Source organism: Halorarius halobius (assembly GCF_024298865.1).
GTDB classification, from domain to species: Archaea; Halobacteriota; Halobacteria; order Halobacteriales; family Haloarculaceae; genus Halorarius; species Halorarius halobius.
On record NZ_CP101161.1, the window covers coordinates 734888 to 750216 of the forward strand.

Here is a 15329-nt window from a genome sequence, read left to right on the forward strand (position 1 = left end):
TGTGACAAGCTATATTGTATAGTGATAAGCTCAGATTGAGTCCAAATATCATATAAGATTCATCGGCACATAATGAAGTATCGGGATTCAATATAAGCAGTATGAGAAAATCGGCGGACTGGATGGTCTTGCTGGACGACCGCATCCTCGAACTTCTACGGGAGGATGAGGAGGGGATTCTATCGCCGTCCGAAATCGCCGCCGATGACCGAATCACCTACAGTTCGCAGTACGTGGGAAAGCGACTGAGAAAACTCGCAGAGGAAGGATACGTACAACGATTCGGAACCGGAGTCTACCGAATTACCGAGCAGGGGGAAGCATATCTCGACGAGGAATACGATGCCATCGAAGACAGGTGGATTACCGACGAGCAGGACGGCACCGACGGGCCGACCGCCGGGGAGGAGGTCGGGAACGGGTAACTACTCATGAGTCTCCGCCCGTCGCCCTCCTGGATGCAGCAGCTCGACGAACGGATTCTGGAGCTGCTGCAAGACGAATCGTGTGCGAGCTATCGGTACATCGCGGGCCTAGACGAGATCAGCGCGTCGAAGTTGCGAGTTCGAGAGCGGTGCAAGGTACTGGCGCGGGTCGGGCTGGTCGAGGCTCTGTCCAACGAGCGGCGGGTGTGGGAACTGACCGAGAAGGGGAAAAGGTATCTTGAGGGAAACATTCCAAAAGATGAGTTTCCCGATCCGTGGGCGGACGGTAAGACGCCAAGAGCTTGGTGGCAGACTCCAAGCTAATCCGTCGACTCGAACCGATTCTGCGTGCGAGTTGATCGATTCACGCACAATATTAATATCATTTGGACTAAATTTGGTAGTTAATGGAACGGCGGGAAGAACACTTTGAAAAAGCAATTGAATTGTTAGGCTCGGATTGGCTAACTGAACAGGATTCAAAATATCCAATCCATTCGAATGGCGTAGACCCTCTTAAAGTAAATCACCCGCCAAAAGTCGTTACACAATATCGGATTGCGAAGGAAGACTTGTATGGAGAGTCGGAGTCGATATTTTCTAAAAAGCCTCTTAGAGAGGACTCGGTGAGATTTCTTTGGATAGGAAAAGTGTACGAACTTGTAGAGGGCCTACCAGTCGTATCACCAAGTGGAGAAATACGCGAAGACTCCACAGTCAAGGAATTGTTTCAGAATATACTACGTAGCAGCGATCAATTTGATAACGCATTCTACGAATTAGAAGTGGCTGCAGAGTACGTAGAGAGAGGTCATAGACCCGCGTTTGTTGACGAAAACCTAACGACGAAGAAGTCCCCCGATATTGAATTATTAGATTTAGATGATCGTATCCAAATTGAATGCAAGCGATGCAGTATTAAAAGTTCGGATGAAAAATCCAACACTAACAAATCAGAAAAATTATTGTCAAAAATCAAAGACCATATTGAATCAGATAGTTATATTGCGGCATTAGACTTGTCAAGAGAACCAAAGGGTAAAGAAGTGGACTCCATTTCAGAGGATTTGCCCAATTCACTAAAAATAAGCAAAATATCTGAGCAAGAGATTGACTTGTCTTTTGGTAAGTTATATCTATTCCCATTCTTTGAACAAGGGATTATAGAACAACCAGTAGGGGGTTTAGAGGGGGCGGAGGTCCTTACAGAGTTCTACGAAACATACGTCCGTCCTGTTCTGGCGGGAAAGCTAGGTGAGAATAAGAGTTGGAGAGATCTGGGATATTGGGTGATATATTCGGAAAGTCAAGAATCTGGGTCAATTGCGAGACATAAACATCCAATTTGGATTGGAGTGCTGAACGATTCAGATTCATCTGAATCAAGCGATAGATTAAGAAACCAATTCAAAGGAGTGAGCGGTAAGTTTGACAATAATCCTTCAGTATTACATATAAAAATCCCTGATTTTAGAGAGGGAGATGCTGTGCAAGATCTACGATTGAGACGACAAGCAGCGGGAGAATTAAAACAACGTCCGGGAATCTCGATTGTCGCGATTAATGGGTTTGATATAGTCGAGTCAGAAGGACAGATAGGTGTAAAAACACCTGAGACTATCATTCCGAACTATTTTCCAGAATACTCTCTTCCTGAGGACTTGAACCTTCTTAGTGGCAGTTTCGAGGACGCAATTGCATACGATGAGGTGCGAAGTGACGCAAATGAGGAATATATGTCTGATGAGGAGGGGTTAAAGCGTCTGCTGGATGAGGAAGAAGGGACTTTCAGTTTCAGATTTACTCCAGAGGAATCGGCAGACGTTTGCGAGGCAAAGACCATCGTCAGGGAAGAGTCTTTAACTGGAAGTGCATCAATATCATTAGAAATAACCTCAGATAAGACTTTTATATTCACTAGAACTACTGACCGAGGGAAATGGGTTTGTGAAGTTGGGTGTGGAGATATTCCAGACTTCACACCGATTCACTTTTTCTTAATTTGGTCTGACAAAATGGCAAAGCTGGCCGTCTCATCGGAAGCCTGGGAAGGTGAAATAATAGAAGACATATGCAATAAGCCAAATAAAAAGTCACGTTAGAAATTGAATTTTGTCAGCAGATAACCGAGGCGTCCCACCCCGCAGGGGGGCGGTCGCCTCGGTCACAGGGTCGGTCGGTGAGTGAGCCGGAGCAACCGGCGTTAGAGCAAAGTACCTGCTACGAAGCGAACTGCAACTCTTCTGATTGATAGGAGTACGTCGAGATGCCTTCCGATTCGCAGTGATCGAGAAGGTTCGCAGGGTAGATATCGGAACTGTCGAGTTGACCCGAATATACAACGGAGACCTCATTTTCGGAGACACGGTCGACGACGATTGCGTCGTCCGGGTCATCGTGGGACGATTTGATGACGCGATCACCAGGGACGAACGGATTCTCGGCAAACTCCAGATTCGTGTGCTTGTAGTCGTAGAGCTTGATCTCCTGGTCGTTACAGTACGACGTGTAGAGTGCAGGGTGAATATCGCGCCAGTCGCCGGGCCCGCCGTCGAGTGACGAAGGGAACGCAACCCGAACTGCCTCGCCGTCCATCTGCTGGCCGTACACGCCGACCTCCTTCTCGGGAGGGAGAAGATCGACCACGACAGCGACCGAGGCGTCGTCGTCACCGGACTTGATAACCCGGTCGCCGGGTGAGAACGGGTTCTCCGGCTTCTGATTCATGAACGCGGTGTTCGGACCTAAATCCATTATCTCGTTCATCGGTCGGGCCGCGAGGTGGTCGAGCTTCTCCGGCTCCTCGCCGGAGTATTGGTCCTGAGCAGACACCTTCGAGTGGAGCGTTTCGAGGCGTTCCCAACCGAGGAGAATCAGACTGTCTTCGTTGTCCCGGTGCCACACCATCACGACGATCTCGTCGTCGGGGTCGTTGTCGAGGATGGTTTCGGGCAGGAACGCGGATACGTCGCGCGAAGTTTTCACGTCGACCTCGTAGCCGAACACCTCAAAATCGTATGCAGAGAAGCTCTCGGGTTCACAGTACCGCATCGACTCCTCGTTCTTCCAGTCCCACATCTCGACAGGGAGGTATTCACGGCAGAACTGCTCGAACGCGAGCTCACCGAGGTTGCCGATTCGCTTGATATCAACGTCGTCGGCTCCCTGCTTGACCGCTTGGTGGTGGGCTCGCTGTCGGTCGACCTCATCAGGGGTGTAGCGATACACGACATCCAGATGAATTGATTGATAGATTAACTTTCTGCAGGATATATCGACGAGGGGACTCCGATCAGTCCTCGGCTGGCCCCTGTCGACGCAGCTCGTCGAGGAGATCGGGCCAGTCGAGGTCGTCGCTGAACAGCTCCGGCTGGAGGTCCCACGACCACGGCGCGGCGTCGTCCGGGTCGTACCAAGCGGCCGTCGGTTCGAGGTTTTCGAGCGAGCCACCGAACCGCTGGTCGACGGGAAAATCCTCGTCGCGCGGCCAGTACGAGTAGAAGTCCGCTGTCTTCTGGTCGACCTTGTAGAACGGGAGCGTGGCGAGTGCCTTCGCCTCCGGGTGGACGTCTTTCCCAGTATGAGCGATGAGGCCGCACACGTCGACGCCGATCTTGGCGAACCGCTTGGCGAGCGGGGTCCACTGGGTTGCCACCTCGCGGCTGTTCGTCCGGGCGTCGAAGTGGGTCGACGCCTCGTCGATGACGACGAACTTCGGCGTCTCCCGATGTTCGAGGAGAGTGACGGCGAGGTCGTGGGCGGAGGTTACGAGTTCGTCCGTTTCGTCCCACTCGCGGACGTTCGAGACGACCAGGAGGTCGTCGCGGTCGAGCCGACGCAGCTCCACCAGCAGACTCATCGTGTTCGTCTTGCCCGTGTTCGGGTTGCCGGCCGCGAGGACAAACGCCGGGGCGTCGTGGTTGTCCATCGCGTCGAGCAGCTGCATCGGGAGCCGCAGGGCCGAGGCGTCGAGGTCCTGCTCGGTCACGCCGATGTAGTTGGCGACCGCGTGGCTGTCGCCGTCGAAGATACGCCGGGCGGCTTCTTCGGAGGCGAGCGTCGGGACGACCGCGCTCCCGAGCGCCGACTGCTGGAAGGAGAGCGGCACGTCGTCGGCGTCGAACTCGATGCCACTCATAAAAGCGAGGCTTGACATATCCTGCTCGTCCGCGACCATGCCGGTCACGTCGAGCAGGTGGTCGGCTCCCTCGATGCGGCCACGGGCCGCTTCGCGGAGCTTCGCCGCGGTCAGCAGATGCTCGTCGGTATCAGTCATCGGCAGCTGTACCTCCGTCGGTGCCGGCGTCGTCGACGGTCGCGCGGGACGCGGCATGCGGGTCGAACTCGTCCTCGAGTCCGGGTACCTCCGAGGTAGGGCTGTTGTCCTCAGCGGCCTCCCGAATCTTCCGCTCGATGCCGTACTCGTCGATCACCGCGTCGATCTCCTCGGTGAGGCCGTCGCCCTTGTCGGGGAGCGAGCCGCGTTCGAACGTCGAGACCAGCCGGAGGACGGCCTTCTTCGTCGCCCGGCGGAGGATGCCGTGGGCGTGCGTCTCGATGGCGAAGCCCTTCTTCGCGTCCTCTTCCAGCTGGCCGCGGCACTCCTTGACCGCTTCCAGGGCGCGGAGGAGATCGCGGTCGGAGTAGGTCCCGCGCCAGGTGCCGTCGACAGAGCGGTCGACGAGGTCGACGTTCTTCCCGACGGCGAGGTTCGGTGAGAGCCAGTCGAGCGAGCCGTCGGTCACCGTCCACTCGCGGAACTGCTGGATGGGAACGCGGTAGACGCCGCCCTTGCGAACGCGAGCGTCGAGGTCGACTATCCAGATGTAGGAGGGTTCCCACAGCATCGAGACGATGCGGCTGCCGATGGGCCGGCCGAACAGCGGGATGATGATGAGCGCCGCGAGGCCGATGACGCGGAGATTCCGGGGGAGACCGACGCCGGTGAACGACGCGATCACGAACGCGAGGAGTCCGAGCCCGGAGAGAATCAGCAGGAAGTGCTGGGCGAGGAAGTGACCGATGCGGAACAGCGTCGTCCGGTCGGGCGTCGTACCGGTGTCCTGGGCCGTCTCGTCACGGTCGAGGTCACGCGAGGGGCCGCCGTACTCCTCGGTCGCGTCGTCGTCACTCATGGGGGCACTCACCCATTGCTGCGAGCGTCAGCTCCGCTGGGGTGTCCAGGGCAGAGCCACAGAACGGGCAGGGAGGCCGTCCGGTGTCGGCGGTACTCATGCCAGCCGCTCACCCCGTTCGTTCGCGCCTGTCTTCGCCTTCACCGCCTCGTAGAGAACGGCCAGCGCGACACCGAGCGCGCCGCCGATGCCGGCGTCCCGTACGTCCGAGCCGTCGTAAGGTCCGGCGAGGAGGGAGCTTCCGGTGTCGGCTTCCAGCTGTGTGAAGGCTCCATTCGACTGGGAGACGGGCGTCGAAATCCAGACGACGCCGCTGGAGATCGTCACCTGGACGGTGGAGACGCCGCGCGGTATCGGCTTCTTGATGATGGAGCCTTTCGAGACGCCTTCACCACCGGCTGACGACGTGAAGGTGAACGTGACGAGCCGGGGAACCTCGGATTCGAAGGTGACGAAGAACGTACTGGAGCCGGCGTGATAGCGCCACTTTCGAATCTTGACGGCGGGGTCGCCGTAGAGGTCCGCCTCGTAGGTGACGTTCGACGCGGTGGGTGTGGGCGTCGGGGAGATCGTGTCGGTCGCGGTCATGGTCGAGGCGTTGCTACCGTTCTGGGCAGCGACCGTGCCGGTCGCGGCCAGGAGCAGCAACAGCGCCAACAGTAGACGTTTCATGAATGGACCGGAGGGAATTGAACCCTCCTACAGGGGCCACCAGTCCGGCTGGAACAGGGACGAGAGGAAATCGAGACCCATCCCGAGGAGGTCGATGCCGACGTACTGAGCAGCGGCGACGAGGCCAACCACGATCAGGAGCGTGGGGAGGCTCTTAACGAGGAGGCGAATCATCGGCCGCCTCGACGATCACCTCCGTCGTTCTGCTTTGCCCATGCAGCAAGACCGACGAGCGCGAGGACTCCGATGATGACCTTCGCACCGACTCCAGAATCGGAGTCAGAGCCACCGGAGGCTGCGCTGTTCGCTTCTTTGAGCTCCTCGCGGAGTTCGGCGAGCTTGTCGAGTTCCGCCTGAAGCGCCGAGGCGTTCCCCGTCGCGTAGGTGTACTGTTCGGTAGTGGTCTTGTTGAGGTCGTCCCCCGACACCGGGTTGGTGAGCCGCGTGACGGTGAAGTTGTCCTCCAGGGGGAGAACCTTCGAGCCGTTCGCCGTCTGAGCGGCCATGTAGAACGACCCGTTGTAGTTGACCGGATGGTAGGTGGTGCCGTTCTCGAAGGTGACGCTATCGTCGCCGGAGTAGAACACCTGGCCGTTGTAGGTCGACCCATTGTAGTCGACGGTGAACGAGGTGTTCAGGTCCGAGTGCCAACCGAGGGTCGCCATCTCGACCGCGAGGAAACTGTAATAGCCCGTCGAGTTGTACGAGGTCGAGGACCGGCCAGCAAGTTCGGCAGTGCCGAGCAGGTCAGAGGCGTTCAACTCGCCAGCCTCATACTTCTGATAGACTTCCTCGACGAACGGGCCACCGTTAGCCCTGATTTGGAGACTTGGCTCCCAGAGCGAGTAGTAACTGACCTCAACATCGTATATATTCTGTTTCATGATGACGGTCTGGTGAGTCCCGTTGTAGACAAACCGGGGGTCAACGTTAGTGTCGAAGGAGTTAGGCAGGCTCGACGTATCGTTGTTGGTCGACGGGATGTACGCCGATGAGTTGTTGATAGAGTTGATGACGAGATTCGGGTCATTCCCGAAGGTTGGCGGCTCCCACATTGCGAGTCCATTAAGACTCCAGACCGGAACCCGTATGTCGGTGGTATAGCTCCAATCAGACCCGTTATTGTACTGGGTGAGGTTGACGGTAACGAACCCCTCAATATCCCTATCGGGATACGAGGGAGTGACAGTAGTGTTCTGCGGGTCGGCTTTGAACAGGTACTCCAGTACGGAGACCCGGTTTTGCCAGGCGGCGAGAGTGTGGATATAAGGCTTCTCGTAGTAGTCTACCACCGACTGATTGAACTGTTCCTTTGCGACCGAGACATTGGAGCCGTTGTTAAGGGCGTGAGCAGTAGCGAGCTTGCCCTCAGACCAAGCGACAGCGCGCCTGTCCTTGGCGAAGTTGTACTGTGAGCGGACGAACGTGTGGTTGGCCGACGCCGCTGTTTCGGCCATCGCCTGTAGGTCGGCAATATCGGACTTGTCGGCAGTGTGCGTACACTCGCCGCCGAGCGGCGAGTCAGTCGCCCCGAGCGAGTAGAGGAAAGATTGGATTGCGGTACCCGTAGTTGAGAACTCACAGGTCGTGGCGGCGACACCGGCCCCGGCGAACGTCGACGTGACCAGGAGGCCGGCGAGCGCGACGGAACCGACGCGCCGGCCGCGCGGGGAGTTGACCGCGCCGCCGATGCGGACGGTCTGGGCGCGGAGATCGACACGCCCCCGAACAGATAGGTAGACGCGGCCTGCGAAAGCGACTGCGCCACCGCCGACGAGCCCGAGCGCGATACCAGTGTCGCCAGCGGTGAATCGCCAGCCGGCGACGAGCAACGCGGCGACGAACGCGAAGGTGGTCAGGTGAGCGACGCGGCGGGTGATGTTCCGGGTCATCTACCTGACCGCGACACCCCAGGAGACGACCGTGAGGAGGAAGGCCAGCTGCATCCCGAGCGGGTCACCGATGCTGACGATGATGTCGTGCAGCTCCGGGACGTACTCGTAGCCGAGGATGACAGCGGGGCCGGCCGCGATGAGGGCCTGCTCCCAGGTCTCGTAGTTCTCGAACCGCTTCGTCTCGCTGCTGGCGAAGGCCGCCGCGTACGCACCGAGTGAGACCAGCAGGGAGTGGTCGGTCGTCAGCTGGTAGTCGATCCAGACGAGATCGACCGTCGAGATGCCTCCGAACTGGTACAGCGACGCGAGGATGTACGCGACCGAGAGCATCGCGGGGAGACTGCGGATGTTCGCGTAGTCCCCGAGCAGTGAGTTGGCCCGCTGCTGGTAGGACATCAGGCAGGCACCTCCTGGTCGCGGTCAGTCTCGTTCTTGTGGCGGTCGGCCACCTGCCGGACAGCGTGGGGAACGCTCGCGCGGAAGGCGATGTACTCCTCAGCGGTCGAGCGGAGTCGGTCGAGTTCCGCTTCCATCGCCTCGCGCCTGCGACGACACGCGGGGTCGTCGCACATCAGGAATCACCCGAAGGGAAGCGGAACGACCGGGGGTTGTACGTCTGTTCCTCGCCGTCGTCGTTCGTGAAGGACTCCTCATCCTCGCTCTTGACGTACGCGACCTGCTGGCCCTCGATCAGCGCAGAGACGAGCTGCTGCCGGAGGGTGCTGTTCAGCCAGACGCCCTGGCCGTCGATCTCGATGACGCCGTAGTCGCCGGCCCACGGCTTGAACGCCGTGATGGTGCCGACGACGTGTTCGCCGGGTTGGAGTTCGATACTACCGCCGTTCGAGTCGCTGCCGTCGACCTCGGGTTCTTCGAACCCGTCGAGGTCGACCGGCTGGTCTTCTTTCGAAGCCATGCAAAAGGACAAAGAATCTAGTGAATAATGACTAGAACCCAAACCCGTACCCTTGGAGTAACTTAATAAGGAGGGATCAGGGCCGAGGGGTCAGATGGTAGAATAGCGGGGGTTATCTGAATTGATGCCAACTGATACCGATAGACGGGAATAACTTCACCGATTTAACATATAAGCGAATAAGCTAAGATATAAGACATTACAGTTTGACAGAATATAACAACCGTATATGAACGGTGCGTAAGTCCATGACTGATGAAAGAAATGCGTTCGTTATACTTCCATTTAATGAACAATTTGAAGAGCTGTACAAAGATATAATTGAACCAGTTCTCGAAGAAGAAGGATATGAGGTGAACAAAGCTGATTCAATGGGTTCCCAAAGAAACATAATTGAAGATGTTATCAAGGGGATAGTAAATTCTGATTTGCTTATTGCTGATCTCACTAATTTAAACCCAAACGTATTCTATGAGCTCGGAATTGCGCATGGAATCGGAGTTCCTACTGTATTAATAACACAAGATTTGGATGAATTACCCTTCGATCTATCTGCCTATCATACGATAGAATATTCAAGAGTGTATAATGAAATAGATGAACTCAAAGAAGAAATATCTGAGATTGGAGAAAACCACATGAATGGTTCTGTGTCATTTGGGAATCCGGTTTCTGACTTTACAGATATTGAGATAAAACAACCGCCAACAGAAGAAGAAGAAGAAACCACAGACCAAGTACAGGACGACGTAGAAGAAAATGAGGCCTCAGAACCGGAGATGGGGCTGTTTGATTATGTGGCAGAAATAGACGATAGGCTTACTAGTTTAAATGATGGTATGAGTAATATTACAGATAGAACCTTTGAACTGAGATCTGAAATACTGTCGAAAACTTCTGAATTAGAGACTGCGGTAGACCAAAATGGGGGAGCCCACAAAGAAGCTAATAGGATAGCAAGACGTCTAGCAACGGATTTAAAGTCTTATTCCTCTGATCTCGATGAGGAATTGGGACAGATAGATGAGGATTTAGATTTCATCATGTCGGCCCAGGAGAAATTCATAGAAGTTGCGGACCCATCTGATGACGAACATGAAGAACTCCTCATAGATATGAGAAACGAATTTAAGGAATTTGTTGATGAGACAAATGAGGCTAGCCAGGGCATAACTGAAATAACGGACGATTTAAATACAATAAGAGGTATGAACAGAGATTTAGACCAAGGAATAAACCAAGTTACTTCAACACTTGATGAATTAGATAATACTCTGCAAAAAGGAATTGCTAAGGCCCAAAGACACATATCCCTAATTGAACAAAAATTAAACGGTTGATTTAATCAGGATATTTTGACCATACCTTATTTAAAAATATATTAGAACATTCAGATTCTAAAAAATTTGATAGTTAAATTCAGAACCGAACTACCTCAACCTCTACTACCTGTAGAGCCAAGTCTTGTGATTTGATCTTATGACGGTTAAGTAAGTGACTAGCCATAGAAGTCGGATCCGCGGCGACGCCGCAATTGCAACGTAAGTGACGCGAGCCTCGGTCGACAGACTGACGACGCTGTTCAAGGGCGTCAACCAGCGGTTTACGGGGGAGGTGCAGCGGAACCATGTCGATGCCGCCGCCACCGGGCGCGTGGACCTCACCGTCTCGGTCGACTATCGCTTGTAATTCCCATTCGTTCGGGTCCGCGGGTCGGTCGAAGGACGCAGATTCAGGAACGCCGTCGGCTCCGTCGAGCATCGAACGGGCAAGATCGTCCCACCGGTCGGACAGATGGAGCGCGCCCTTCAGTTGGGGGAGCGATGGCCGGGAAGAACAGCCGTCGAGGTAGCGGCGTATCCGCTCGCGGGCATTCTTGTGCGCGAGGGATTCGCCGGCTGATGCAGCAGCATCAGCTGACGACCACCGGCTCCGAAGGCGAGCGTCCGGGTCCGGGCGGGGCGGGCGCAGCGGTCGCTCGCTTCGCTCGCGCTGCGCCAGCTCGTCCTGCCGGGCATCCTGGCAGTCGCCATCCTGGTCGTCGACGAGCGCGTCGCGGAGATCGTCGTCGGTCGGTACTTCATCAAGCCGCGACTGGTCGACGCGCCACCCGGATTCGCAGTGTGCGCATACTACGTCCTGGCCGTTACCGGTATTCTCCGCGACCTGTTCACCGTGAGCGACCGACTGCGCGGCTTCCTCGGATTCGTGCCGTTGGTCGCACCGGTCGGCGGCTATCGCGTTGTTGACCAGCTGGGAGCGAGACATCCGGCGGCGGCCAGTCGCCCAGTAGATTGCACCCCAGGCGAGGTATTCGACGGGACGGTCGAGCAGTTCTTCTTCGTGGCCGGCTCCGAGGTACGAAGCAAGGTAACTCCCGAGGTTCGACACGTCTGCATTCACCGAAATACAACCGTCCGAATCGCCGTACGACTGAATTTCCGTGTAGTCATGTGCGTCGAACCCGGCAGGGTCGCACACCTCGACGTGCTTGTCGATGACCCGTTCTAACTCGGAGCCGACCATCTCCGGGTCGAGGCCGGCACCGTCGAAGTAGACGGCGACGTGCGGGTGCGTATAGCAGGCGTTCGCGCCGCCGTCGCCACCGACACCGTGAGGTTCGGCTTGTAGCCAGTACCCCCACTCGTCGGTGTCGAGGCCAAGGTGATACTGCATCGTGCTGCGGAGGGTGTCGCGCGTCCCGTCGTACGAGAACGAATCGTGAACAGCGTCGAGGTGGTCGACTGGCGGCAGCCGCTCGCCACCGGGAACGGACGAGGCAGTCAGCGTCACCATCGCGGTCATCGGGTCGTCCCATGCAGCTGGAGGCGACGACCCGGACGGCCGCTCGCCTCCTGACATTTCGCGCTGGAGAGCGCGGGCACGGGCGTACTGCGTCTCGTTGTACTCGATTCCCCAGGAGTCGTTCAGCGGAACGTCAAAGGTGTCGCCGTCTTGGTTGGCGAAGCGCGCCGTGAGACCCATATAGTCGACGTGGGCGTTCAGGAACGCGGCGAGCGCATCCGACCACGTCGTCGCTGCCCGCTTCTGCAACTGCTCGACCTGGTACGAATCGTCTTGTGGCCGGTCATCGTGCGCGTCAACCTGGACGGACTCGTACGTAGCCTCGGTCACGATCCGCCGGAGCCGTCGCCCGTGCGTCTCGGACATCGGCATCTCAGCCAGTACCGGGTACTTCTCACAGAACTCGGAGACACGTTCGAGGACACGGGTCTCCGGGTCAGTCGAATTTCCCGGATTTTCACCCGTAGCGGATGTTTTGAAGTTAGTCTGCTTGGAAGGCCGAGAGGCCGCCGGTTGGTCAGGTGCCTCGCTCACGGCTCAGAAGAAATGTGAATCTCCGCGTGGTCGTCCGGCGAGATCGCCGTCAGGTTGTCCGGGGTGTTGAGCCAGGGAATCGACCGCTCGTGATGGACGTGCCAGCCGGGAGGTAACGAGTCGAACCCGTACTCCGCGACGAACAGGAGCCGGTGGATGTAGACCGTGGCGTCGTCACCGGAGGCCCGACACCGGACGTACTCGTAGCCGCCGCCGGTGTGCTGGAGCGTCGGAGCGTCCGTCATAGGAAATCCTCCGGGTCGTGACCAACCCGACAGAACGGGCACATCTCGGGATGCTCAGCGCCGGGCAGTTCCTCGACGATATAGTCGTCGCAGTCCCGACAGGAGTAGGCGACGCGGGTCATCGACGATCACGCCGGTCAGCACACGACCGACAGACGGGGACTTCGCTGTCGAAGAAAGAGGTCGCCGGCCGATGGACCGGTCGGGGAACATCCGCACCACAGTCGGCGCACCGGGTCATCGAGGTTCACCCGCGAGATACGCGACGTGGCAGTCGAGGCAGACCCGAGCCCGATACAGCTGTGAATCAGCCGGGTTGATACACAACGTTGGGCAGTGGGTACACTGGTACTCGCGCTGGTCCGCGTCGAGATCAGCTGTCAGCTCTGCCTGGAGTTCACGGCGAAAGTCCTCCCGGTCGGGGCGGTCGGTCGAGCTGTCGATGCTCATCGGACCACCCCGATACGAACTACTGAATCGCTCAAACGCCGCTGTGGCTCCGTCGTCGTTGGGGCCGTCCCTCCGGTCGGCCCCTGCGCGCCGGCTTCCGGGTCGACCCGCGAGGGGTCGCTTCCGGCCGCTCCGCTCGGGGGTACCCGTCGCTCCGCTGTTCCGGCGCTCGTGGCTGTTGCCCAGTAGTCGAGGTCGAGGCCAGCTGTCCAGCTGGGCGATGGGGAGGGGTGGTCAGTTTCATTCTGGAGAACGCAAGACGGCAGAGGGGTGGAAGAGAGACCGTTGTTCCTTCGGTCATTCGACGGCTTTCTTAACCGGAAAACCGAATCGAGAATTACGGCGTGACGGTCGCTATGGAGTGTTAAGACGACACTTCCAAAAGGCGACGAAGGAGGATGGACGAGCGGGGATTTGAACCCCGGGCCTCTTCCTTGCGAAGGAAGCGATCTGCCGCTGATCTACTCGCCCGCACACGAGCCTACTTGGCTCGGCGGTTAGTAGCTTACGTTTCGTCCCAACGAAAGCGCGTGAGGGGAGTCACGCGCCGCCTGTGGCGCTCGGTTCCGTCGGGCGGAGCCCGACGGCCTTCGTGAGCCCGTCCGGGTTCACTCAGTCCTCGAGGACGATCTCGATGGAGACGTCGTTGGGCACCTGGATGCGCATCAGCTGGCGGAGCGCGCGTTCGTCGGCGTCGATGTCGATGAGCCGCTTGTGGACGCGCATCTCCCAGTGCTCCCAGGTCGCGGTCCCCTCGCCGTCGGGGGACTTGCGGGCCGGCACCTCCAGCGTGCGGGTCGGGAGCGGCACCGGGCCCGACAGCTGGACGCCCGTCTTGTCCGCGATCTCGCGGACGTCGCCGCAGATGTCGTCGAGGTCCTCGGGGCTGGTGCCCGCGAGGCGGACGCGTGCCTGCTGCATTCTATCGCTCGTCGACGCTCAGGACCTTGCCGGCGGCGATGGTCTGGCCCATGTCGCGCACGGCGAAGGAGCCGAGCTCCGGAATCTCGCTGGACGGCTCGATGCTGAGCGGCTTCTGCGGGCGCACGGTGACGACCGCGGCGTCGCCGGACTGGATGAAGTCCGGGTTCTCCTCGGCGACCTCGCCGGAGGAGGGGTCGATCTTCTTGTCGATGGACTCGATGGTACACGCGACCTGCGCCGTGTGGGCGTGGAAGACCGGCGTGTAGCCAGCGGTGATCACCGACGGGTGCTGCATGACGACGACCTGCGCCTGGAACGTCTCGGCGACGGTCGGCGGGTCGTCGGCCGGGCCACAGACGTCGCCACGGCGGATGTCGTCCTTGCCGATGCCGCGGACGTTGAACCCGACGTTGTCACCGGGGCCCGCGCGGTCGACTTCCTCGTGGTGCATCTCGACGGTCTTGACCTCGCCGCCCACGTCGCTGGGCTGGAACGAGACGTCGTCGCCGGGGTGCATCTCGCCGGTCTCGATGCGGCCGACCGGCACCGTCCCGATGCCCGAGATGGTGTAGACGTCCTGAATCGGCAGGCGCAGCGGCGCGTCCGTCGGCGGCTGCGGCTCCGGCAGGTTGTTGAGCGCCTCCAGCAGCGTGTCGCCGTCGTACCACGACGTGTTCTCCGACGACTCGGCGACGTTGTCGCCCTCGAACGCCGAGGTCGGGATGAAGCTCGCGTCCTCGGTGTCGAAGCGGACCTGGTTCAGGAGCTGCTTGACCTCCTCGACGACCTCGTTGTAGGTGGACTCCTGGTAGTCGACCAGGTCCATCTTGTTGACGGCGACGATGAGCTCGTCGATGCCCAGCGTGCGGGCCAGGAACACGTGCTCCTGGGTCTGGGGCTGGACGCCGTCGTCCGCGGCGACCACGAGCACGGCGTTGTCCGCCTGGCTCGCGCCCGTGATCATGTTCTTCACGAAGTCACGGTGGCCCGGACAGTCGACGATGGTGAAGTAGTACTCGTCGGTGTCGAACTCCTGGTGGGCGATGTCGATGGTGACGCCGCGCTCGCGCTCCTCCGCGAGGTTGTCCATGACGTAGGCGAACTCGAAGCCGCCCTTGCCCTTCTCCTCTGCTTCCTCTCGGTACTGCTCGATGACGTGCTCGGGTACGGACCCTGTCTCGAACAGGAGCCGCCCGACCATCGTACTCTTCCCGTGGTCGACGTGGCCGATGACGGCCAGGTTCTGGTGCGGTTTGTCGCTCATTGGTGTATCTCACGCGCTGAGGCGCTATGTGGAGGGCCTTGGATTGTCGCCCCTAAAACGATTT

Annotated in this window: 19 protein-coding genes and 1 tRNA gene; 4 read left to right on the forward strand and 16 right to left on the reverse strand. The window is 58.3% G+C overall.

The window, feature by feature from the left end:
- Window positions 1-101: 101 nt before the first annotated feature.
- The 3 genes from NL112_RS03900 to NL112_RS03910 all read left to right on the forward strand — a co-directional run bounded on the left by NL112_RS03900 (window position 102) and on the right by NL112_RS03910 (window position 2527).
- Window positions 102-425 (forward strand): winged helix-turn-helix domain-containing protein, encoded by a 324-nt coding sequence (locus NL112_RS03900; RefSeq protein ID WP_255151325.1) that lies wholly within the window; start codon window positions 102-104, stop codon window positions 423-425.
- A 33-nt stretch (window positions 426-458) separates the two neighbouring features.
- Window positions 459-749, forward strand: a complete 291-nt coding sequence (locus NL112_RS03905; protein ID WP_255151326.1) for an Lrp/AsnC family transcriptional regulator — start codon at window positions 459-461, stop codon at window positions 747-749.
- 83 nt (window positions 750-832) lie between these two features.
- Window positions 833-2527 (forward strand): hypothetical protein, encoded by a 1695-nt coding sequence (locus NL112_RS03910; RefSeq protein ID WP_255151327.1) that lies wholly within the window; start codon window positions 833-835, stop codon window positions 2525-2527.
- Window positions 2528-2645: 118 nt separating this feature from the next.
- Here NL112_RS03910 and NL112_RS03915 read toward each other — a convergent pair whose 3' ends face one another.
- The 9 genes from NL112_RS03915 to NL112_RS03955 all read right to left on the reverse strand — a co-directional run bounded on the left by NL112_RS03915 (window position 2646) and on the right by NL112_RS03955 (window position 9043).
- Complete coding sequence (locus tag NL112_RS03915) at window positions 2646-3653, reverse strand: DUF7961 domain-containing protein (RefSeq protein WP_255151328.1); 1008 nt, start codon at window positions 3651-3653, stop codon at window positions 2646-2648.
- Window positions 3654-3717: 64 nt separating this feature from the next.
- The gene (locus NL112_RS03920; protein ID WP_255151329.1) at window positions 3718-4701 is read right to left on the reverse strand and encodes a hypothetical protein; all 984 of its coding nucleotides are present in this window, start codon (window positions 4699-4701) and stop codon (window positions 3718-3720) included.
- Window positions 4694-5560: a DUF8125 domain-containing protein gene (locus tag NL112_RS03925; RefSeq protein WP_255151330.1), complete on the reverse strand. Its 867-nt coding sequence runs from the start codon at window positions 5558-5560 to the stop codon at window positions 4694-4696. Before NL112_RS03925 ends, NL112_RS03920 begins: the two co-directional genes overlap by 8 nt.
- A 96-nt stretch (window positions 5561-5656) precedes the next feature.
- Window positions 5657-6232, reverse strand: coding sequence for a DUF8063 family protein (locus tag NL112_RS03930; protein ID WP_255151331.1), 576 nt, complete (start codon window positions 6230-6232; stop codon window positions 5657-5659).
- A 27-nt stretch (window positions 6233-6259) separates the two neighbouring features.
- Window positions 6260-6406, reverse strand: coding sequence for a hypothetical protein (locus NL112_RS03935; protein ID WP_255151332.1), 147 nt, complete (start codon window positions 6404-6406; stop codon window positions 6260-6262).
- Complete coding sequence (locus NL112_RS03940) at window positions 6403-8124, reverse strand: Env/VP5 family phage fusion protein (RefSeq protein ID WP_255151333.1); 1722 nt, start codon at window positions 8122-8124, stop codon at window positions 6403-6405. The genes NL112_RS03935 and NL112_RS03940 overlap by 4 nt, the downstream gene beginning before the upstream one ends.
- Complete coding sequence (locus NL112_RS03945; RefSeq protein ID WP_255151334.1) at window positions 8125-8523, reverse strand: DUF8023 family protein; 399 nt, start codon at window positions 8521-8523, stop codon at window positions 8125-8127.
- A complete protein-coding gene (locus NL112_RS03950) occupies window positions 8523-8699 on the reverse strand; it encodes a hypothetical protein (RefSeq protein WP_255151335.1) in 177 nt (58 codons plus the stop codon). Before NL112_RS03950 ends, NL112_RS03945 begins: the two co-directional genes overlap by 1 nt.
- Window positions 8699-9043 carry a hypothetical protein gene (locus NL112_RS03955; RefSeq protein WP_255151336.1) on the reverse strand — a complete coding sequence of 115 codons (345 nt, stop codon included), beginning with the start codon at window positions 9041-9043 and terminating at the stop codon, window positions 8699-8701. The genes NL112_RS03950 and NL112_RS03955 overlap by 1 nt, the downstream gene beginning before the upstream one ends.
- A 248-nt stretch (window positions 9044-9291) precedes the next feature.
- Here NL112_RS03955 and NL112_RS03960 point away from each other — a divergent pair, with 248 nt between their 5' ends.
- Window positions 9292-10383: a nucleoside 2-deoxyribosyltransferase gene (locus tag NL112_RS03960; protein WP_255151337.1), complete on the forward strand. Its 1092-nt coding sequence runs from the start codon at window positions 9292-9294 to the stop codon at window positions 10381-10383.
- A gap of 79 nt (window positions 10384-10462) precedes the next feature.
- Here the strand turns inward: NL112_RS03960 and NL112_RS03965 are convergent, their stop codons facing one another.
- The 7 genes from NL112_RS03965 to tuf all read right to left on the reverse strand — a co-directional run bounded on the left by NL112_RS03965 (window position 10463) and on the right by tuf (window position 15265).
- Window positions 10463-12214: a hypothetical protein gene (locus NL112_RS03965; protein ID WP_255151338.1), complete on the reverse strand. Its 1752-nt coding sequence runs from the start codon at window positions 12212-12214 to the stop codon at window positions 10463-10465.
- Between the two features lie 164 nt (window positions 12215-12378).
- Window positions 12379-12627 (reverse strand): HNH endonuclease, encoded by a 249-nt coding sequence (locus NL112_RS03970; protein ID WP_255151339.1) that lies wholly within the window; start codon window positions 12625-12627, stop codon window positions 12379-12381.
- Window positions 12624-12749, reverse strand: coding sequence for a hypothetical protein (locus NL112_RS03975; protein WP_255151340.1), 126 nt, complete (start codon window positions 12747-12749; stop codon window positions 12624-12626). The genes NL112_RS03970 and NL112_RS03975 overlap by 4 nt, the downstream gene beginning before the upstream one ends.
- A 115-nt stretch (window positions 12750-12864) precedes the next feature.
- Window positions 12865-13077, reverse strand: a complete 213-nt coding sequence (locus tag NL112_RS03980) for a hypothetical protein (RefSeq protein ID WP_255151341.1) — start codon at window positions 13075-13077, stop codon at window positions 12865-12867.
- 399 nt (window positions 13078-13476) lie between these two features.
- Window positions 13477-13548, reverse strand: a tRNA-Ala gene (locus tag NL112_RS03985).
- 141 nt (window positions 13549-13689) lie between these two features.
- Entirely contained in the window at window positions 13690-13998 is a 309-nt protein-coding gene (rpsJ, locus tag NL112_RS03990) for a 30S ribosomal protein S10 (RefSeq protein ID WP_255151342.1), read from the reverse strand.
- A gap of 1 nt (window position 13999) precedes the next feature.
- Window positions 14000-15265, reverse strand: coding sequence for a translation elongation factor EF-1 subunit alpha (gene tuf, locus NL112_RS03995; RefSeq protein WP_255151343.1), 1266 nt, complete (start codon window positions 15263-15265; stop codon window positions 14000-14002).
- Window positions 15266-15329: the final 64 nt, after the last annotated feature.